The sequence below is a fragment of the Enterobacter sp. 22499 genome, from assembly GCF_052044815.1.
GTDB lineage: Bacteria > Pseudomonadota > Gammaproteobacteria > Enterobacterales > Enterobacteriaceae > Enterobacter > Enterobacter bugandensis.
In genome coordinates this window covers 1,339,757-1,357,130 of sequence record NZ_JBQENR010000001.1, presented here as the reverse complement: position 1 = coordinate 1,357,130, position 17,374 = coordinate 1,339,757, and the positions used below count along the sequence as shown (strand labels likewise).

13 protein-coding genes, 1 tRNA gene and 1 pseudogene are annotated in these 17,374 nt (G+C 56.8%); 9 read left to right on the top strand and 6 right to left on the bottom strand.

What is annotated here, in order from left to right; all coding sequences use genetic code 11:
* The first annotated feature begins 4 nt into the window (after positions 1 to 4).
* Positions 5 to 526: a fimbria assembly protein gene (sfmF, locus tag ACTJI7_RS06670; RefSeq protein ID WP_028012231.1), complete on the top strand. Its 522-nt coding sequence runs from the start codon at positions 5 to 7 to the stop codon at positions 524 to 526.
* Between the two features lie 51 nt (positions 527 to 577).
* Here sfmF and fimZ read toward each other — a convergent pair whose 3' ends face one another.
* From fimZ to ACTJI7_RS06655, 3 genes are all read right to left on the bottom strand, one after another.
* Positions 578 to 1,210 carry a fimbria biosynthesis transcriptional regulator FimZ gene (gene fimZ / locus ACTJI7_RS06665; protein WP_063154772.1) on the bottom strand — a complete coding sequence of 211 codons (633 nt, stop codon included), beginning with the start codon at positions 1,208 to 1,210 and terminating at the stop codon, positions 578 to 580.
* Positions 1,211 to 2,022: 812 nt separating this feature from the next.
* Entirely contained in the window at positions 2,023 to 2,739 is a 717-nt protein-coding gene (locus tag ACTJI7_RS06660; RefSeq protein WP_028012233.1) for a helix-turn-helix transcriptional regulator, read from the bottom strand.
* 24 nt (positions 2,740 to 2,763) lie between these two features.
* Complete coding sequence (locus tag ACTJI7_RS06655; RefSeq protein WP_063154771.1) at positions 2,764 to 3,462, bottom strand: EAL domain-containing protein; 699 nt, start codon at positions 3,460 to 3,462, stop codon at positions 2,764 to 2,766.
* A gap of 278 nt (positions 3,463 to 3,740) precedes the next feature.
* Here ACTJI7_RS06655 and ACTJI7_RS06650 point away from each other — a divergent pair.
* Positions 3,741 to 3,817 (top strand) — tRNA-Arg (locus ACTJI7_RS06650).
* A 15-nt stretch (positions 3,818 to 3,832) separates the two neighbouring features.
* Here the strand turns inward: ACTJI7_RS06650 and ACTJI7_RS06645 are convergent.
* Positions 3,833 to 3,951 (bottom strand): annotated as a pseudogene (locus ACTJI7_RS06645) (hypothetical protein); the annotation flags it as partial.
* A gap of 154 nt (positions 3,952 to 4,105) precedes the next feature.
* On the opposite strand from ACTJI7_RS06645, the gene ACTJI7_RS06640 reads away from it, so the two are divergent.
* The 7 genes from ACTJI7_RS06640 (at position 4,106) to ACTJI7_RS06610 (ending at position 14,585) form a co-directional block, all read left to right on the top strand.
* The gene (locus ACTJI7_RS06640; protein ID WP_063154770.1) at positions 4,106 to 6,289 is read left to right on the top strand and encodes a TonB-dependent receptor; all 2,184 of its coding nucleotides are present in this window, start codon (positions 4,106 to 4,108) and stop codon (positions 6,287 to 6,289) included.
* A 128-nt stretch (positions 6,290 to 6,417) separates the two neighbouring features.
* Positions 6,418 to 8,391, top strand: coding sequence for a PhoX family protein (locus ACTJI7_RS06635; RefSeq protein ID WP_063154769.1), 1,974 nt, complete (start codon positions 6,418 to 6,420; stop codon positions 8,389 to 8,391).
* 102 nt (positions 8,392 to 8,493) lie between these two features.
* Positions 8,494 to 9,882 (top strand): phenylalanine transporter, encoded by a 1,389-nt coding sequence (pheP, locus tag ACTJI7_RS06630; protein ID WP_047367642.1) that lies wholly within the window; start codon positions 8,494 to 8,496, stop codon positions 9,880 to 9,882.
* Positions 9,883 to 10,126: 244 nt separating this feature from the next.
* A complete protein-coding gene (locus ACTJI7_RS06625) occupies positions 10,127 to 11,362 on the top strand; it encodes an MFS transporter (RefSeq protein WP_192971450.1) in 1,236 nt (411 codons plus the stop codon).
* A gap of 15 nt (positions 11,363 to 11,377) precedes the next feature.
* Entirely contained in the window at positions 11,378 to 12,403 is a 1,026-nt protein-coding gene (locus tag ACTJI7_RS06620) for a sugar phosphate isomerase/epimerase family protein (protein WP_048956980.1), read from the top strand.
* Complete coding sequence (locus tag ACTJI7_RS06615) at positions 12,396 to 13,538, top strand: Gfo/Idh/MocA family protein (RefSeq protein WP_440669918.1); 1,143 nt, start codon at positions 12,396 to 12,398, stop codon at positions 13,536 to 13,538. The genes ACTJI7_RS06620 and ACTJI7_RS06615 overlap by 8 nt, the downstream gene beginning before the upstream one ends.
* Before the next feature lie 75 nt (positions 13,539 to 13,613).
* The gene (locus tag ACTJI7_RS06610) at positions 13,614 to 14,585 is read left to right on the top strand and encodes a LacI family DNA-binding transcriptional regulator (RefSeq protein ID WP_047367645.1); all 972 of its coding nucleotides are present in this window, start codon (positions 13,614 to 13,616) and stop codon (positions 14,583 to 14,585) included.
* Here ACTJI7_RS06610 and ACTJI7_RS06605 read toward each other — a convergent pair whose 3' ends face one another.
* Entirely contained in the window at positions 14,586 to 15,830 is a 1,245-nt protein-coding gene (locus tag ACTJI7_RS06605) for a mechanosensitive ion channel family protein (RefSeq protein WP_041911005.1), read from the bottom strand.
* 65 nt (positions 15,831 to 15,895) lie between these two features.
* Entirely contained in the window at positions 15,896 to 17,332 is a 1,437-nt protein-coding gene (locus ACTJI7_RS06600) for an MFS transporter (protein ID WP_126345077.1), read from the bottom strand.
* Between the last annotated feature and the right edge of the window lie 42 nt (positions 17,333 to 17,374).

Below are 17,374 nucleotides of genomic sequence, written 5' to 3'. Positions count from 1 at the left end.
AGACATGCGAAACGGGATCCGTTTTATCACCGTGGCGCTCTTTGCGCTTTGCACCCAGGCTCAGGCGGAAACCGCATTGGGCGAAATTAATATTCGGCTCTACGGCAATATTGTCGATTTCACCTGCGTGGCAGAGGGTAACGATAGCGACAAAACGGTCACGCTGGGCACCTGGCCCACGAAGCAGCTCAACACCACGGGGAGCCGCACGCAGCCTATGCCCTTCACGCTGAAGCTGACCGGCTGTCCGCCCGGGGCGGCGTCCATTACGTTCTCGGGCAAGGCCGACGGGAGCAATAGCGGGTTGCTGGCGCTGAATGATGCCAGTACAGCGAGCCACGTCGCCGTCGAGATCAGGGATGCGGATAAAACGCGTCTGGCGCTTCAGCAGGCCAGCCAGCCGGTCACGGTTGATGCACAGGGGAATGCGACCCTGTCATTTTATGCCAATTATATTGCTACGGCCGATAACCCTCAGCCCGGACGGGCTGATGCGGATGCTACCTTCATGATTAATTATAATTAGCACTGACCGCACTCCCTGCAGCTCGGATAAACTGCAGGGAGTGAATTCAGGTTATAGCAGCTCGTGCGCTTTGGCGTAATCTATTAATTCCACGATGCTTTGTACGCCAAGCTTGGAATAAATATTGGATTTGTGCGCACTGATGGTCTTATTGCTCAACAGTAACTGTTCAGCAATCTCCTTATTGGATAATCCATTCGCCAGATAACGTAATACCGTGACCTCGCGATTCGATAATGGCATATCCGCTGCCATCCCTTTTCCCGAACCCATATGGTTTATAAAATTCAGCGTTTCCGACGGGAAAAAAGAATAGCCCATCAAAATCATCTCTACGGCGTTGTAGATCTCACCCAAATCTTTTCGTTTACTGACGAAGCCGTTGGCCCCGGCGCGAATCGCACGACCCGCGTAAAATAACTCTGATTTAGAGGAGAGGAACAGAATCTTGATGTCTTTGTTTAAGTTTCTGATTCTCTTCAGTAAAGTGAAGGCGTCTGTGCCCGTAAGTTCGATGTCAAGGATCACCAAATCGATAGGATGATTACGAATACAGTCAAGAACTTCATGGCTATCGCCAGACTTAAGCTTGACTGTGATATTTTTATTTTTCTGTAGCAGGACCTCTATCGACATTCTGACGATAGGATGTTCGTCCATAATGATAACGGATGCCGGTTTCATTTTTAATGCCTCAGATTGTTAAAAGCGTTATGCAGAGTTTTGTAAAACTCTCGAAATGCCGGAAGGATATAAAGTGCAGATCCCTATACCGTAGTATTTCCCTGGAAAGAGCGAAAGCATCCTTGTTTACGTAATGAAAAGAACAGTGCCTCAGCGCGGTCATCTCATTTGGCTGGTGTTGGCAAAAAGATTTTTCTTATTCAGATTTGGTACGCATCTTATTATACAGAGTAAGTTTTTTCCGAAAACCCTGTAAATTAGTCTCCGCTTATTGGTTTGTATTATCTTCTGGATCTTAATGGCTATGTTTTTAAATTTAGCGGAAATATCCTGTTATCCCATTTACCGCATCTTTTCATCTTTATGTAATAACAAAAAATAACAGATGTCTCTTTATGTTGCGTAATTGTTAATAAAAAAGGCCGTCGATTCGGCGGGCGACCCAGGGTCAAAGAGGCGAAAAAGTGCCCTCGCAAGGTGTCAAACCTTCATCTGAAAGTGCTTAAGGCGCATCAACGTCACGCCATCATCGCGCAGGAGAACATGCTATCCACTTTGCTTTCAGCTCCTGGAGAGTTAAGCGAAGCTGCTTGTTTTTACATCATTATCATCTTATTAACGCCTTCTGCATTCACTTAACGGATGGAGGAAAGTGCTGCCTTTGGTTCATTCTGTGACATTTCACATGGTTCCGAACCATAAATTAGGAATAGTTATAAAATCGAATACATTGTTAAAATTTAACCATTTCATAACATGCGTGGTAAGTAAATTCCTAAAGCGCTTTAGGAAATAAGAAGTTAGTGCGTAAGTTAAAACGTGCAGTCAGAGAGGTTATTAAGAAGGTGTAACAATTCCTGGCGATGGCTCAGCCCCAGCTTAAGCAGGATGCAGCTGAGACGATAGATAATGCGGCTATAGGGGCGATTCTGCAGAAGGGCAATCTGACGCAGCGTCTTACCGCGGGCAAGCTCCTGCAAAATGGGCCATTCATTGCGGGAAAACCAGTCTTTATCGGACCCCTGCGGCGGGCGGGCATCCATCAGGCTGTGTTGAAGCCCTGCCGCGTTCATCTGACGTTCCAGCACGTGAAAAGGCCCCGCCGCTTTGCAGAAGAGACGGGTATCATAATTATCTGCCCGGACCAGTAGCCACGGCGTCAGGAAGGGGGGATACAGGCTATGCCTTCTTAACTGATCCAGCTGATCAATCAGCCCGGTGGAACGGCTTTCTACATCCACCACCAGACGCGCTGAAGGCCATTGTGCCTGAGCGCCGAGCGCATCATCCAGTGAGATATAGTCGCAACAGCTGCTCAGGGGAAACTGCCCATTGAGAAAACCGGTGCGCAGAAAATGATCCTCCGTGACCAGAATGATAAACGGAGCGTCGGTTTTTCGGGGCTGGCTGATGGACTGGCTCAAAAACTCGAGCCGGTCGAAAAAGGGGGGAGCAAAAGGTGAGCGCGTAAATCCCAGTGCATCACTTCCTGTACGCCGCCGCCGGTAACGGCGCACTGTCATTCGCATGGTCTCCCTCCTGGAAATGGCTCTTTAATCCTCCGGCCATGTCCAGGACGGCCAGTAATATCCCTGGCCGAGATCTGCGCCTGCCTGCAGTGCCCAGGTGCGATCGCGTTCAGTCTCAATACCTTCGATGAGCACGCTCCCGGCCAGATGAAAGCAACGTAAAACCAGCTGCCTCAGCGCGGGTGTGGCGCGTAAACGCCAGAATGCGCCCTTATCAATTTTGATGCCGTTCAACGGTAATCGACAAAATAAAAACGGCTGAATGACCGTTTCGTCGATGTCATCCAGCCATATACTGTGCCCCTGTTCCCGGAGTTTCGACAGGTTTTGAATGACGCGCTGCTTCTGTGCGGCAGAGAACGCCATAAAGGCAGAGAGGTCAACAATCTCGATATTCAGCGGCGTGTTTTTCAGATTGATGAGCCGCTGAAAAGACGCTGGCTCTGTCAGAACGGTTATCGGCAGATTAATAAAAAGGTTATTACCATGCGGCGTCTTTTTTAGTGCGGCAAGCTGCGCTTCAAGCAGCGTCATTGACCAGCCTGCCGACTGATGGCGAAAAAAATCCTCGCTGTGCTGCGTTTCGGACAGAATGCTAAGCACCTCCACGCCAACCTGACGCTGAGAGGTGAGGGCGACGACAGGCTCCAGTTTGATGCCGACGATGTCCTGAGAAATAAACTGTAATCGGGGGGGCGTATCGAACGGGTTGTGCGCTGTCACTCCATTGTCCTGTTGTCTGTCAGCCTCCAGGCGGCCGGGAAACCTTGCTCTAGTGTGACGAGCCGACGAGCAGGAAAACAGCAGGCGTTACTTAAATACAACTAAGCCTTTTCGCAGCGCTAAATTTTACGGTGAAACAGTGAGAAATGTTGAGAAAATAGCCGTATTTACAATCGGCTAGCGGTAATTGCCCCCGAAAACGGAAAAGGCATTGACTCACCTGCCATTGACCGTATAATTCTTCGCGTTTCACCACCGCGAAGTTCACTCTTCTCAGTGCGCCCTTAGCTCAGTTGGATAGAGCAACGGCCTTCTAAGCCGTAGGTCGTAGGTTCGAATCCTACAGGGCGTGCCATTTAGAAACAGGCACTTACGCCAGTTTCAAACCAGCCTGATTTTCTCCTTGTGTCGTATTTGCGTCATGGTTGCCAAAATGGCATCAATTTTCCGTGCGTGTTCACTTAAATGGTTCAGCGCAAGGTGAGCATCCCCTTTTATCACGCATTAATTTGAGCAGGATCCTGAAGAGATTTGCGCTTGCCAAAGCATAGATAATGCGTATAGTTCTCATTTGCATTGCAACCAATATATTCTAAGGCCCGTCCACGGGCTATTTTTGCGCGCACTTTCAAACGAGTTAACGATGAACAACACCAAAATGCACAAAACGCTGCTGGCGCTCGCCATTGGCGCGGTTACACATTCCGCCTGGGCGGCAGAGGATAAAAAAGAAGACACCATCGTTGTGCAGTCTGCACCTGCCGGTGACTTTAAACCCGGTGGCGACCAGCTGGTGCCGGCCTTCCTTGACGGGCAGGTGGCGAACGGCGGGCGAATGGGGATGCTCGGCCAGCAGAACGCCATGGACGTGCCGTTCAACATCATCAGCTACACCTCCAAGCTGGTGGAAGATCAGCAGGCAAAAACCATTGCTGACGTAGTCGCCAACGACGCGGGCGTGCAGTTTGTGCAGGGTTACGGCAACAGCGCAGAAACCTTCCGCATTCGCGGCCTGAAGTTTGACGGCGACGACATGACCTTCGGTGGCCTCTCCGGCGTGCTGCCGCGTCAGGTGGTGGATGCCCAGATGGTTGACCGCATTGAGATCTTCAAAGGGGCCAACTCCCTGATGAACGGCGCGGCAAGCTCGGGCGTGGGCGGGATGATTAACCTTGAGCCAAAGCATGCCGGGGAAACGCCGCAGGCGAAAGTGGGCTTGGACTACACCTCGGATTCCCAGATTGGCACCACGCTGGATGCGGGGCGTCGCTTTGGCGATAACGACCAGTTCGGCGCGCGCGTGAACCTCGTGCATCGTGAAGGGGAAACCGGCGTACCGAACGACCGCCGCCGCACCACGCTGCTCTCCACCGGCCTGGACTACAAAGGCGACCGCTTCCGCACCTCGCTGGATCTGGGCTATCAGAAAAAAACCTTCCACGGCAGCCCGACCAGCGTCAACATCTCGGCGGTGGATTTTGTGCCTGAACCGCCGAAAAACGATCGTAACTTCTCGCAGAAGTGGGCCTACAGCGATATCGAAAACGAGTTCGGGATGTGGCGCAGCGAGTATGACATCACTGACAGCTGGACCGCCTATACCGGCCTCGGCGCGCAGCACGCTCATGAAGAGGGGATCTACAGCGCGCCGAAGCTGATGGATAAAAGCGGTAATGCGGTAGTCAGTCGTCTTGATACCAACCGCATCAGCGATTCCGTCAGCGGGATGGCGGGCATTCGCGGTAACTTCACTACCGGCTTCGTATCGCACAAGGTCAACGTTGGCTATTCCGCGATGACCAAAAACGAAAAAATCGCGTGGAAAATGTCGGCGGCGAAGGATAACCCGACCACCAACATCTACCACAACACCGGCGTGGATATGCCGGACAGCACCAACTTAAACGGCTCCGGTGGTAAATACAGCGATCCGCTGACCAGCGGGCGCACCCGCACCCAGGGCTGGCTGCTGAGCGATACCCTGGGCGTGTTTGATGACAAGCTGCTGTTCACCGCAGGCGCGCGCCATCAGAAAGTGGTCGTTCGCGGGTATAACAAAATTACCGGCGCAGAGAACGACGCGGACGGTTTCGACGGCAGCCGTTGGATGCCAACCTACGGCGTGGTTTACAAACCGTGGGAAGAAATTTCCCTCTACGCCAACCACACCGAAGCGCTGCAGCCGGGCAAAACCGCACCTAACACCGCCACCAACTACGGCCAGAGCACTGGCATCGTTCACTCTAAGCAGAGCGAAGTGGGCGTGAAGGCGGACTTCGGGCGCGTGGGCGGCTCTCTGGCGCTGTTTGAGATTAAAATGCCCTCGGCGATCCTCGATGCTAACAATCACTACGGCCTGGACGCTGAACAGCGCAACCGTGGCGTGGAGCTGAACGTCTTCGGCGAGCCGATGCTCGGGATGCGTCTGAACGCCAGCGCCACCTGGCTGCAGGCGGAGCTAACCAAAACCAAAAACGGCGTGAACCAGGGCAACGATGCAATTGGTATTCCGAACTTCTACGCCGTGCTGGGCGCGGAGTACGACATCAAGCCGGTTGACGGCCTGACAGCGACCGCGCGCGTGAACCACTCCGGCACGCAGTATGCCGACCTCGCGAACACCAAAAAGCTCGACAGCTACACCACGCTGGATCTGGGCATGCGCTATCGCTTCGCGGTGAACCACAACGCAAACCAGATGACCGTGCGCGCGGGCATCGACAACGTGACCAATGAGAACTACTGGGCCAGCGTGGACGATTCCGGTACCTACATCACTCAGGGCGAACCGCGTACCTTTAAGGTCTCGGTTGGCTACGAGTTCTAAGCGTTCCACCTCGTTATCCGGGGCACGGATGCCCCCATCCTTCCGTCATCGTGTTATAAAATTGTAATAAAAGCTTCTTACACTGGTCGCCAACTCTTTTACCTCTTGGCCAATGACAGGAAGCCGCTATGGGCAGACCCCTCAAATCCGTTTTTAAAAAAGAACATCGCGACGACATCGCTAACCGCAGCGCAAACCCGGTATTCTCCGAGGTGGCAGAGGTGTTCCTCTCCCGCCGCCGTTTTCTCCAGATGGGGGCCGTTGCGGGGGCCGCCGTATCCTTCCCGTTTCTGATCAAGCCTGAGAACGCCATTGCCGCGGTATCGAAGCCTTCCGCGCTGGCAAAAGCGGTTTCCCTGGGCTTTACTAGCATCGACGTCTCCACCGAAGATACGGTCAGGGTGCCGGAAGGCTATATTGCCCGCCCGTTCTATCGTTGGGGTGACCCGACGGGGATCAAAAACAACATGCCGGCCTTTAAGCCGGACGCCAGCAACACCACGGACGAACAGGCTGTGCAGGCGGGTATGCACCACGACGGCATGGCGTGGTTTAGCCTGCCGCAGGGGGAGCAAAACCCGGAGCATGGCCTGCTGGCGATGAACCATGAATACATCGACAACGGGATGCTGTTTACCGACGGTACGGCGAACTGGAGCCTCGACAAGGCCCGCAAGGGGCAGAACGCGATGGGCGTCTCGGTGGTGGAAGTGAAAAAAGCGGGCAGCGACTGGCAGGTGGTACGTCCGTCTTCATATGCCCGCCGCATCACCGTCAATACGCCGATGCAGCTTACCGGCCCGGCGCGGCATCAGGACTTAATGAAAACCGCCGCCGACCCGCAGGGGGAGCGCGTGCTGGGCACCATGCAAAACTGCGCCAACGGCCACACGCCGTGGGGCACCTATCTCACCTGCGAGGAAAACTGGTCGGATATTTTTGTCAAAAAAGCCGATCTCAATCCGCTGGAAAAACGCTACGGCATCAGCGACAGCGATGAATCCTACCGCTGGAACGAGGTGGACGAGCGGTTCAGCGTCGATAAAACTCCTAACGAACCCAACCGTTTCGGCTGGGTCGTGGAGATCGATCCCTACAACCCCACCTCCACACCGCGCAAGCACACCGCCCTGGGCCGCTTCAAGCATGAGGGGGCAGCCGTCACGCTCGCCGCCGATAACCGCGTGGTGGTCTACATGGGGGACGATCAGAAGTTTGAGTACATCTATAAGTTTGTCTCGGACAAAAAATACGATCCCGCGAACCGTGAAGCCAATATGCAGCTGCTGACCTCCGGCACGCTGTACGTCGCCAGGTTCAACGAGGACGGGAGCGGCGACTGGATGCCGCTAATCTTCGGGCATAATGGCCTGGATAAGAGTAAAGGGTTTGAAAACCAGGGCGATCTGCTGATTAAAACCCGCCTGGCGGCCGACGCGGTGGGGGCGACCAAAATGGATCGCCCCGAATGGATAGCCGTCGATCCGCACGCCAGCGGCAGCGTCTACTGTACGCTCACCAACAACAGCGATCGCGGGAAAGAGGGGAAAGCGCCGGTGGATGCCGCCAACCCGCGCGCCAACAACGTGTTTGGGCATATCATGCACTGGCACGAAGACGGCGCGGACCCTGCTGCCGCGCGCTTTAAGTGGGATATTCTGGTCATGGCCGGACGCACCGACGGCGACGATCCGAAGGCCAAAGGCTCCATGCAGGGCGCGGCATTCGGCAGTCCGGACGGACTCTCTTTCGATCATCAGGGCATCCTGTGGATCCAGACCGACGTCTCCTCCAGCACCATCAATAAGAAAGCGTACGAGGGGATGGGCAATAACCAGATGGTGGCGACCATTCCGGGCACCAACGAGTATCGCCGTTTCCTGACCGGGCCGCGCGGGTGTGAGATCACCGGCATTGCGTTTACGCCGGACAACCGCACGCTGTTTATCAACATTCAGCACCCAGGGGAGGGCGGGGATGATATTACCGACCCGGCCAATCCTCGCGCCGTCTCTAACTGGCCGGACGCCAGCCCGAACGGACGCCCGCGATCGTCGACGGTGGTGATCGTTAAAGCGGACGGCGGAATTATCGGGTCGTGACGTTTATCCGCCGGGCGCACGCGCTGGCCCGGCGTTAAGCTTGCTACCACCAGCATGAAGTGTTAAAACGTGCCCCTTCTAAAAAAGAGACAGGGGTAGGGCGTGAAAGACGCGTCATCCGCTTCAGGCCATGGTCGCGCTGAAGCCTCGTCGGATCAGAATCCGACGCTGCAACGTGGTTTGCAAAATCGACATATTCAGTTAATTGCCCTCGGCGGCGCAATCGGTACCGGGCTGTTTCTCGGCATCGGCCCCGCCATTCAGATGGCCGGCCCGGCGGTTCTGCTGGGTTACGCTATCGCCGGGATTATCGCCTTCCTGATCATGCGCCAGCTCGGCGAGATGGTCGTTGAAGAGCCGGTGTCAGGCTCCTTCGCGCACTTTGCCTATAAATACTGGGGTCCGTTCGCAGGCTTCCTCTCCGGCTGGAACTACTGGGTGATGTTCGTGCTGGTGGGGATGGCGGAGCTGACCGCCGCAGGCATCTACATGCAGTATTGGCTGCCGGACGTGCCCACGTGGATCTGGGCGGCGGCCTTCTTCATCATCATTAACGCCGTTAACCTCGTCAACGTGCGCCTGTATGGTGAAACCGAGTTCTGGTTTGCGCTGATTAAGGTGCTGGCGATTATCGGCATGATCGGCTTTGGCCTGTGGCTGCTGTTCTCCGGCCACGGCGGCGAGCGTGCCACTATCGACAACCTGTGGCAGCACGGCGGCTTTCTGGCGACCGGCTGGAAAGGGCTCATCCTCTCGCTGGCGGTGATTATGTTCTCCTTCGGCGGTCTGGAGCTGATTGGCATTACCGCGGCCGAAGCGCGCGACCCGCACAAAAGCATTCCGAAAGCGGTCAACCAGGTGGTGTACCGTATTCTGCTGTTCTATATCGGCTCGCTGGTGGTGCTGCTGGCGCTCTATCCGTGGGTGGAAGTGAAGTCCGACAGCAGCCCGTTCGTGATGATTTTCCACGATCTCAACAGCAACGTTGTCGCTTCGGCACTGAACTTTGTCATTCTGGTGGCCTCTTTGTCGGTGTACAACAGCGGGGTCTACTCCAACAGCCGTATGCTGTTTGGCCTCTCCGTACAGGGCAACGCACCGAAGTTCCTTACCCGCGTCAGCCGCCGCGGCGTGCCGGTGAATTCGCTATTCCTTTCCGGCGCGATTACGTCTCTGGTAGTGCTAATTAACTACCTGCTGCCGAAACAGGCCTTCGGCCTGTTGATGGCGCTGGTTGTCGCCACGCTGCTGCTGAACTGGATCATGATCTGCCTGGCGCACCTGCGTTTCCGCGCGGCGATGCGCCGTAAGGGACGTGAGACGCAGTTCAAAGCGCTGCTTTATCCGGCGGGGAACTACCTCTGTATCGCGTTCCTGGCGTTGATTCTGGTGCTGATGTGCACCATGGATGAGATGCGACTTTCAGCAATGCTGCTGCCGGTATGGGTGGTGTTCCTGTTTATCGCGTTTAAGCTCTCACGCAAAAAGTAGCCCGTTTTTCTCCCTCTCCCTGTGGGAGAGGGCCGGGGTGAGGGCAACAGACCGCACCAAACCAGTCCGCACCTGCCTTCACGCCCGGTGGCGCTGCGCTTACCGGGCCTACAAAACACTGCTTCATCTTTATCGTGACCCCCCTCCCAAATCTTCTACGATCCACAGGATCTTTATTTTGTAATCGATTACTTTTCATTTAAGTTGTTTTGTAATCGATTACTTTTTCCGGGTGAGGCTTATCATGGTGTCAACTGAAAGTAGTGAAAAGGCGATAACACAGCACCGGCTACTGGTGCCGCGGCTGTCGCTGATGATGTTTCTGCAATTTTTTATCTGGGGTAGCTGGTCGGTCACGCTTGGCCTGGTGATGACCCAGCACAACATGTCTCTGCTGATTGGCGATGCCTTCTCCGCCGGGCCCATCGCCTCGATTCTTTCGCCGTTCGTGCTCGGGATGCTGGTGGACCGCTTCTTCGCCTCGCAGAAGGTGATGGCGGTGATGCACCTCGCGGGCGCGGCGATCCTCTGGTTCGTGCCGGGGGCGCTGATTGCCGAGAACGGCGCGCTGCTGATTGGCCTGCTGTTTGGATACACGCTCTGCTACATGCCGACGCTGGCGCTGACCAACAACATCGCGTTCCATAGCCTGGCGAACGTGGATAAAACCTTCCCGGTGGTGCGCGTGTTCGGCACCATCGGCTGGATCGTGGCAGGCATTTTCATTGGCGTCACCGGCGTGGCGTCCAGCGTTACCATCTTTCAGGTAGCGGCGGCCAGCTCCGTGCTGCTGGCGCTTTACAGCCTGACGCTGCCGCACACGCCTGCGCCCGCGAAAGGCCTGCCGGTGAAGGTGCGGGATCTCTTCTGCGCGGATGCGTTCGCGCTGCTCAAAACCCGCCACTTTTTCGTCTTCTCCGTCTGCGCGATGCTGATCTCCGTCCCGCTCGGCACCTATTACGCCTACACCGCCTCGTATCTGGCGGATGCAGGAATTGCCGACGTCAGCACCGCCATGTCCTTCGGGCAGATGTCCGAGATCTTCTTCATGCTGGTCATTCCGCTGCTGTTCCGCCGTCTGGGCGTGAAGGTCATGCTGCTGATCGGCATGCTGGCGTGGTTCGTGCGCTACGCCATGTTCGCGCTGGGCGTCAGCGAGGAAGGGCGCATTCTGCTGTATCTCGGCATTCTGCTCCACGGCGTCTGCTACGATTTCTTCTTTGTCGTCGGCTTTATCTACACCGACCGGGTGGCAGGCGAAAAGGTGAAAGGCCAGGCGCAGAGCATGATCGTGATGTTCACCTACGGCATCGGCATGCTCCTCGGCTCGCAGATTTCCGGCGCGCTCTATAACCGCCTGGTGGCAGGGCAGGCCGTGCCGCAGGCGTGGGTGACATTCTGGTGGATCCCGGCGGTAGCGGCCGCGGCGATCGCGCTGATTTTCCTTCTCACGTTTAAGTATGACGATGACAAGGCGTAACGTTCAGGAGGTGGTATGAGGACGATGAAAGGACCCGGCATTTTTCTGTCTCAGTTTATTGGCGCAGAAGCGCCGTTTAATTCGCTCGACGGGCTGGCTGAATGGGCGGCAGGTAAAGGTTATAAGGCGGTGCAGATCCCCTGCAACCATCCGCACATCTTTGACGTCGAGAAAGCCGCAGAGAGCCAGGCCTACTGCGATGACATCGCCGCTACGCTGGCCGCGCACGGGCTGGTTATCAGCGAGCTGTCGACCCATCTGGAAGGGCAGCTTGTGGCGGTGAACCCCGCTTACAGCGACGCGTTTGACCACTTCGCGCCCGCGTCCGTGCGCGGTAACGATGCTGCGCGTCGGGCGTGGGCCACGGAGAAGCTGAAGCAGGCGGCGGTAGCCTCGGCAAGATTAGGTCTGAAAGCGCACGCCACCTTCTCCGGCTCGCTGGCGTGGCCGTTTTTCTATCCGTGGCCGCCGCATAACGAGCAGCGTTTTCAGGAAGCGTTCGAGGAGCTGGCAACCCGCTGGCGGCCAATACTGGATACCTTTGGCGAGCAGGGGGTGGACGTCTGCTTTGAGCTGCATCCCGGGGAAGATCTGCACGACGGCGTGACCTTCGAGCGTTTTCTGGCGCTGGTGGATAACCATCCGCGCTGCAACATCCTCTTTGATCCGAGCCATATGCTGCTCCAGCAGATGGACTATCTGGCCTTTATCGACATCTTCCATGCGCGCATCAAGGCGTTCCACGTGAAGGATGCCGAGTTCCGCCCCAGCGGGCGCAGTGGCGTGTACGGCGGCTACCAGCCGTGGATCAACCGCGCCGGTCGCTTCCGTTCGCCCGGCGACGGGCAGATCGACTTTAAGGGCATTTTCAGCAAGCTGACCCAGTACGACTACGACGGCTGGGCAGTGCTGGAGTGGGAGTGCTGCCTGAAGGATGGCGATACCGGGGCGAGTGAAGGCAGCGAATTTATCCGCCGCCATATCATTCCCGTTTCCGGACGGGCGTTTGACGATTTCGCCGCAGGGGGCAGTCATGATTAACGTCGGGATCGTCGGCAGCGGGTTTATTGGCCCGGCACATATCGAGGCGCTCAGGCGCCTCGGGTTTGTTCAGGTGGTCGCGCTGTGCGACGGCTCGCTCGTTAAGGCGCAGGAAAAGGCGCGCCTGCTAAACGTACCGCACGCGTACGGCAGCGTTGAGGAGCTGCTCGCGCACCCTGATTTGCACGTGGTGCACAACTGCACGCCGAACCACCTGCATGCACAGATTAACCGCCAGATCCTGCGCGCGGGCAAGCACGTGTTTTCCGAAAAGCCGTTGTGCATGACGCCTGAGGAGGCGCGCGAGCTGGTGGCGCTGGCGGAGCAGGTGGGCGTGGTGCATGGCGTGAGCTTCGTCTATCGCCAGTTTGCGATGGTGCGTCAGGCGGCGAGCATGCTGCGCGCAAGCAGCCTCGGGCGGATTTTTGCCTCACACGGCAGCTACCTACAGGACTGGATGCTGCTGGAAACCGACTACAACTGGCGGGTGGATGCCGCGCTCGGCGGCGCATCGCGGGCGGTGGCGGATATCGGCTCCCACTGGTGCGACACGGTGCAGTTCGTCACCGGGCGGCGCATTACCGAGGTGATGGCTGATTTATCCATCGTCTGGCCGACGCGCAGGGCCAGCAAGGGCGGGAATCAAACCTTCTCCCATGACGAACAGGCGGAGTATGAAGACAAACCGGTCACGACCGAAGATTTCGGCTCGGTGCTGTTCCGCTTTGACGACGGCAGCAAGGGCTGCTTTAGCGTCTCGCAGGTGAGCGCCGGGCGTAAAAACCGCCTGACCTTTGAGATCAACGGCAGCGAGCTCTCGCTGGCGTGGGACCAGGAGGTGCCGCAGCAGCTGTGGATCGGCCATCGCGCGCAGGCCAACCAGACGCTCACCGACGATCCGGGGCTGATGAACCCTGACGTTGCCGACAGCGCCCATTTCCCTGGCGGGCATATTGAAGGCTGGCCGGATGCCTTCAAAAATATGATGGCGCAGTTCTACCGCGCCGTGCAGGCCGGTGTAATGCCTGAGGCGGCACAGTTTGCCACCTTCCACGATGGCGCAAACGTGATGTATATCATTGATGCCATAGTGAAAAGTCATCAGCAGCAGCGCTGGGTGCGCGTGGAATGCTGACGCATTGCCCGGTTCGCCGGGCAACAAATTTATGGTAGCCTGCACAAAACGCTAACCGCAGGATGTATCGTCGCTATGTCAATTCAGAAAATCGCTCAGCTGGCCGGGGTTTCCGTGGCAACGGTCTCTCGCGTGCTGAATAACAGCGACACCGTGAAGGCGAAAAACCGCGAGCGCGTTCTGCAGGCGATTCAGGAAAGCAACTACCAGCCAAACCTGCTCGCCCGTCAGCTGCGCACCGCCCGCAGCTATATGATCCTGGTGATGGTGTCCAACATCGCCAACCCGTTCTGCGCCGAAGTGGTGAAGGGCATCGAAGCCGAGGCGGAGAAAAACGGCTACCGCATTCTGCTATGCAACTCCGGCTCGGACATCGAGCGCTCCCGCTCGGGCTTGAGCCTGCTCTCCGGCAAAATCGTCGACGGCATTATCACCATGGACGCCTTCTCGAAGCTGCCGGAACTTGCCGCGCTGATTGGTTCTGCACCGTGGGTGCAGTGCGCCGAATACGCCGATGCGGGCGCGGTCTCCTGCGTCGGCATCAATGATGTGGACGCTTCACAGCATGCCGTCAGCCAGCTGGCCGACGGCGGCCGCAAGCGTATCGCGATGATCAACCACGATCTCAGCTACAAATATGCCCGCCTGCGCGAACGCGGCTACAAGAGTGTGCTCCACCTGCGGGATCTGGACTATCAGGCAGTGGAGTATGCCAGCGATCTCAGCTCCGGGGCGGGCATGGCGGCGATGCAAAACCTGTTAAAAGATAATCCGCCGGATGCGGTATTTGCCGTTTCCGATACGCTGGCGGCGGGCGCGCTGCGCGCCATTCAGCAGGCAGGTCTGCGGGTGCCAGAGGATATTGCCGTGGTCGGCTTTGACGGTACGGAGCTGGCGGACATGATTTCACTTACCACCATCGAACAGCCGTCGCGGGATATCGGGCGCAAGGCGGTCAATCTTCTCTTAAACAAAATCGACAACCCGGATGCGCCCACGGAAAGGGTGATGATGGACTGGCGCTTTATTTCCCGCGCCAGCACCTGATTATCTGGCAATAACGCCTGCCAGGGAGCGAATATCGTTCCCGGTCGGCGACTGGTGAATACGCAGGCCAAACTCATCCACTACCGCGAAAATATGGTCGAAGATATCGGCCTGAATATCTTCGTATTCCGCCCAGATTACCGTATTGGTAAAGGCATATATTTCAATCGGCAGCCCGTTGGCATCCGGCGCCAGCTGGCGCACCATCAGCGTCATATCTTTACGAATACGCGGATGGTTACGCAGATATTCATTCAGGTAAGCGCGGAAGGTGCCGATATTGGTCATCTTGCGCAGGTTTAATACCGATTCCCCTTCGCCGTTCTGCTGATTCCACAGGCTAATTTCCTCATGGCGCGCGGCCAGATAAGGCTTCAGCAGTTTCGCCTGAATCAGCTTCTGCTGCTCCTGCTCGTCGAGAAAATGAATGCTGGTGGTATCGATATTCAGGCTGCGCTTGATGCGTCGCCCGCCGGAGGCGGACATCCCACTCCAGTTGATAAAAGCGTCGGAGACCAGCGCCCACGTCGGAATGGTGGTGATGGTGTTATCGAAGTTGCGTACTTTAACGGTCGTCAGGCCGATGTCCGTCACCGTACCATTAGCGCCGTACTTCGGCATCTCCAGCCAGTCGCCGAGCTTGAGCATGTCGTTGGCGGAAAGCTGAATACCCGCCACAAGGCCGAGTATCGGGTCTTTAAACACCAGCATCAGGACGGCGGCCATCGCACCCAGACCGCTGATCAGAATCGCCGGGGACTGGCCGATCAGCAGGGAGATAATCAATATCCCCACCAGGATAGCGCTCACCAGCTTGATGCCCTGGAAGATCCCCTTCAGCGGCAGCTGCGAGGCGGTCGCCATCTTTTGCGACAGATTAAATATCACGTCCAGCAGCGAGAAGAAGGAGAGCAGGGCATACACCATCACCCACAGCTTCGCGCAGGTGGTGAGTATTTCCGCCGCTTCGCTGCCTTTTTGCAACCACAGTACCGCCTGAACGTTGACGATTATCCCCTGCAGGGTAAAGGCCAGACGGTGAAATAATTTATTCTGGGTAATGATTTGCAGCCATAAATGGCTACTGGCCTGCGCGCGTTTCTCGAATGCGCGCAGCACCAGTTTGTGCAAAATAAAATGAACAATGATGGCGGTGAGAAAAATAATACCAAAGATAATCACTAAAGAGGTGGTGTGATTAATTTCAATCCCTAACTCTTCAACCTGAGCAATTAATTCCTGCATAACGTCTCCTGTATTGTTGCAGCCCCATAATGGCGGCTGCGGATCTATTATGCAAATTCACAGGGTTATTTGGCGGCCTCACAGACCTTCACTACCGGCAGGCAGAGACGATGACGCATGCGCAGCGTCGCCAGCGCCAGGATAATCATCAGGCAGGTTTCCACCGCCAGGAAAAGGGTAATCGCCTGCGCGTAATCCCCGTGGTAATGCTGCAGCCCGTGCAGCAAAATCGCCCCGAAAATGGCCGGTCCCAGACCCAGCGCGGCCTGCTGCAGCGTGCTGAGAATGGCGCTTGCGGCCCCTGCGTCGTCAGGCTGGATATCGCGCATCCCGATGCGGTAGAAGCTGTTTACAATCAGCGCCTGACCGTAGCCCACCAGCCCGGTGGCAGGGGCCAGCGTCAGCGCGGTGTTGTTTACGCCCCAAATCCGGAACGTCGCGATGAGCGCCAGCAGGCCGATTATCTGAATTGCCAGACCCGTCAGCAGAATCGTGCTGGTACTGTAGCGGGCAATCAACCGTGGCGCGAACCAGGCAGAGATAAAATAGGTCACGCCCAGGGCGATAAAGCTGTTCCCGGACTGCCACGGCGCCATCCCCAGACCGGTCTGCATGGTCAGCGCCATACAGAACATAAACCCGGACCAGACGCTGAAAAAGAGCAGCGCAATCACGATGCCAAAGCGAACGCTGCGAAGCTGAAGCAGGCGTGGCGGGATCAGCGGATGGGCATTCTCTCGCTCCTTTTTGCGCGCGTTCCGCGCCATCAGCCAGGCCAGCGGAATAATGGCAAGAAGCATAACCTTCAGCGACCACGGCCAGTGCCACTGGGGACCGAGCGCCATCGGGAACAGCAGGCAGCAAAGAATGAGGGCCAGCAGCACGGTGCCTGTCCAGTCAATGCGCGACGGCGTTTCACGGCGGGTTTCCGGCACGTAGCGGCGGCTTAACGCCAGCACCACCAGACAAATCGGCACGTTGATAAAGAAGGCGTTACGCCAGCCCAGCCCGGCGATATCCGCCGACACCAGCCAGCCGCCGCCCATCTGCCCGACGATAAACGCAATCCCGCCAATGCCGCCAAACAGGCTAATGGCTTTCGCGTGGGCGCTACCTTTTAGCGTGACGTGCAGCGTGGCGAGGATCTGCGGCATGATGAGCGCTGCCCCCGCGCCCTGAACGATGCGTGCGGCCAGCAGTTGTTCAATATTTCCCGCCATCCCGCACAGCAGCGAGGCCAGCCCAAAAACTGCCACGCCCCACATAAACAGGCGACGGCGGCCACGGTTATCCCCCAGCTTGCTGCCGAGCGCAAGGCAGACGGCAAAGGCCACGCCGTAGAGAGCGACAATGAGTTCCAGCTCGGTGGCGGTGGCGTGCAGCGAGTGGGTGATGGCGTCCAGCGCCACGTTGGTGATTGAGGTATCAATCATCGGCAGCATCTGGCCGGTTAACAGCAATATCAGGCCTGCGCGACCCGGTGAAACAACTGACGTATTCATGGTAACTCCATTGCGTCATTCATCAGATGGTCGTAGCATCAA

Coding starts and splice junctions, on each gene's coding strand:
- sfmF (WP_028012231.1), top strand. CDS start 5: ATGCGAAACGGGATCCGTTTTATCACCGTGGCGCTCTTTGCGCTTTGC.
- fimZ (WP_063154772.1), bottom strand. CDS start 1,210: ATGAAACCGGCATCCGTTATCATTATGGACGAACATCCTATCGTCAGA.
- ACTJI7_RS06660 (WP_028012233.1), bottom strand. CDS start 2,739: ATGCGAATGACAGTGCGCCGTTACCGGCGGCGGCGTACAGGAAGTGAT.
- ACTJI7_RS06640 (WP_063154770.1), top strand. CDS start 4,106: ATGAACAACACCAAAATGCACAAAACGCTGCTGGCGCTCGCCATTGGC.
- ACTJI7_RS06635 (WP_063154769.1), top strand. CDS start 6,418: ATGGGCAGACCCCTCAAATCCGTTTTTAAAAAAGAACATCGCGACGAC.
- ACTJI7_RS06625 (WP_192971450.1), top strand. CDS start 10,127: ATGGTGTCAACTGAAAGTAGTGAAAAGGCGATAACACAGCACCGGCTA.
- ACTJI7_RS06620 (WP_048956980.1), top strand. CDS start 11,378: ATGAGGACGATGAAAGGACCCGGCATTTTTCTGTCTCAGTTTATTGGC.
- ACTJI7_RS06615 (WP_440669918.1), top strand. CDS start 12,396: ATGATTAACGTCGGGATCGTCGGCAGCGGGTTTATTGGCCCGGCACAT.
- ACTJI7_RS06610 (WP_047367645.1), top strand. CDS start 13,614: ATGTCAATTCAGAAAATCGCTCAGCTGGCCGGGGTTTCCGTGGCAACG.
- ACTJI7_RS06605 (WP_041911005.1), bottom strand. CDS start 15,830: ATGCAGGAATTAATTGCTCAGGTTGAAGAGTTAGGGATTGAAATTAAT.
- ACTJI7_RS06600 (WP_126345077.1), bottom strand. CDS start 17,332: ATGAATACGTCAGTTGTTTCACCGGGTCGCGCAGGCCTGATATTGCTG.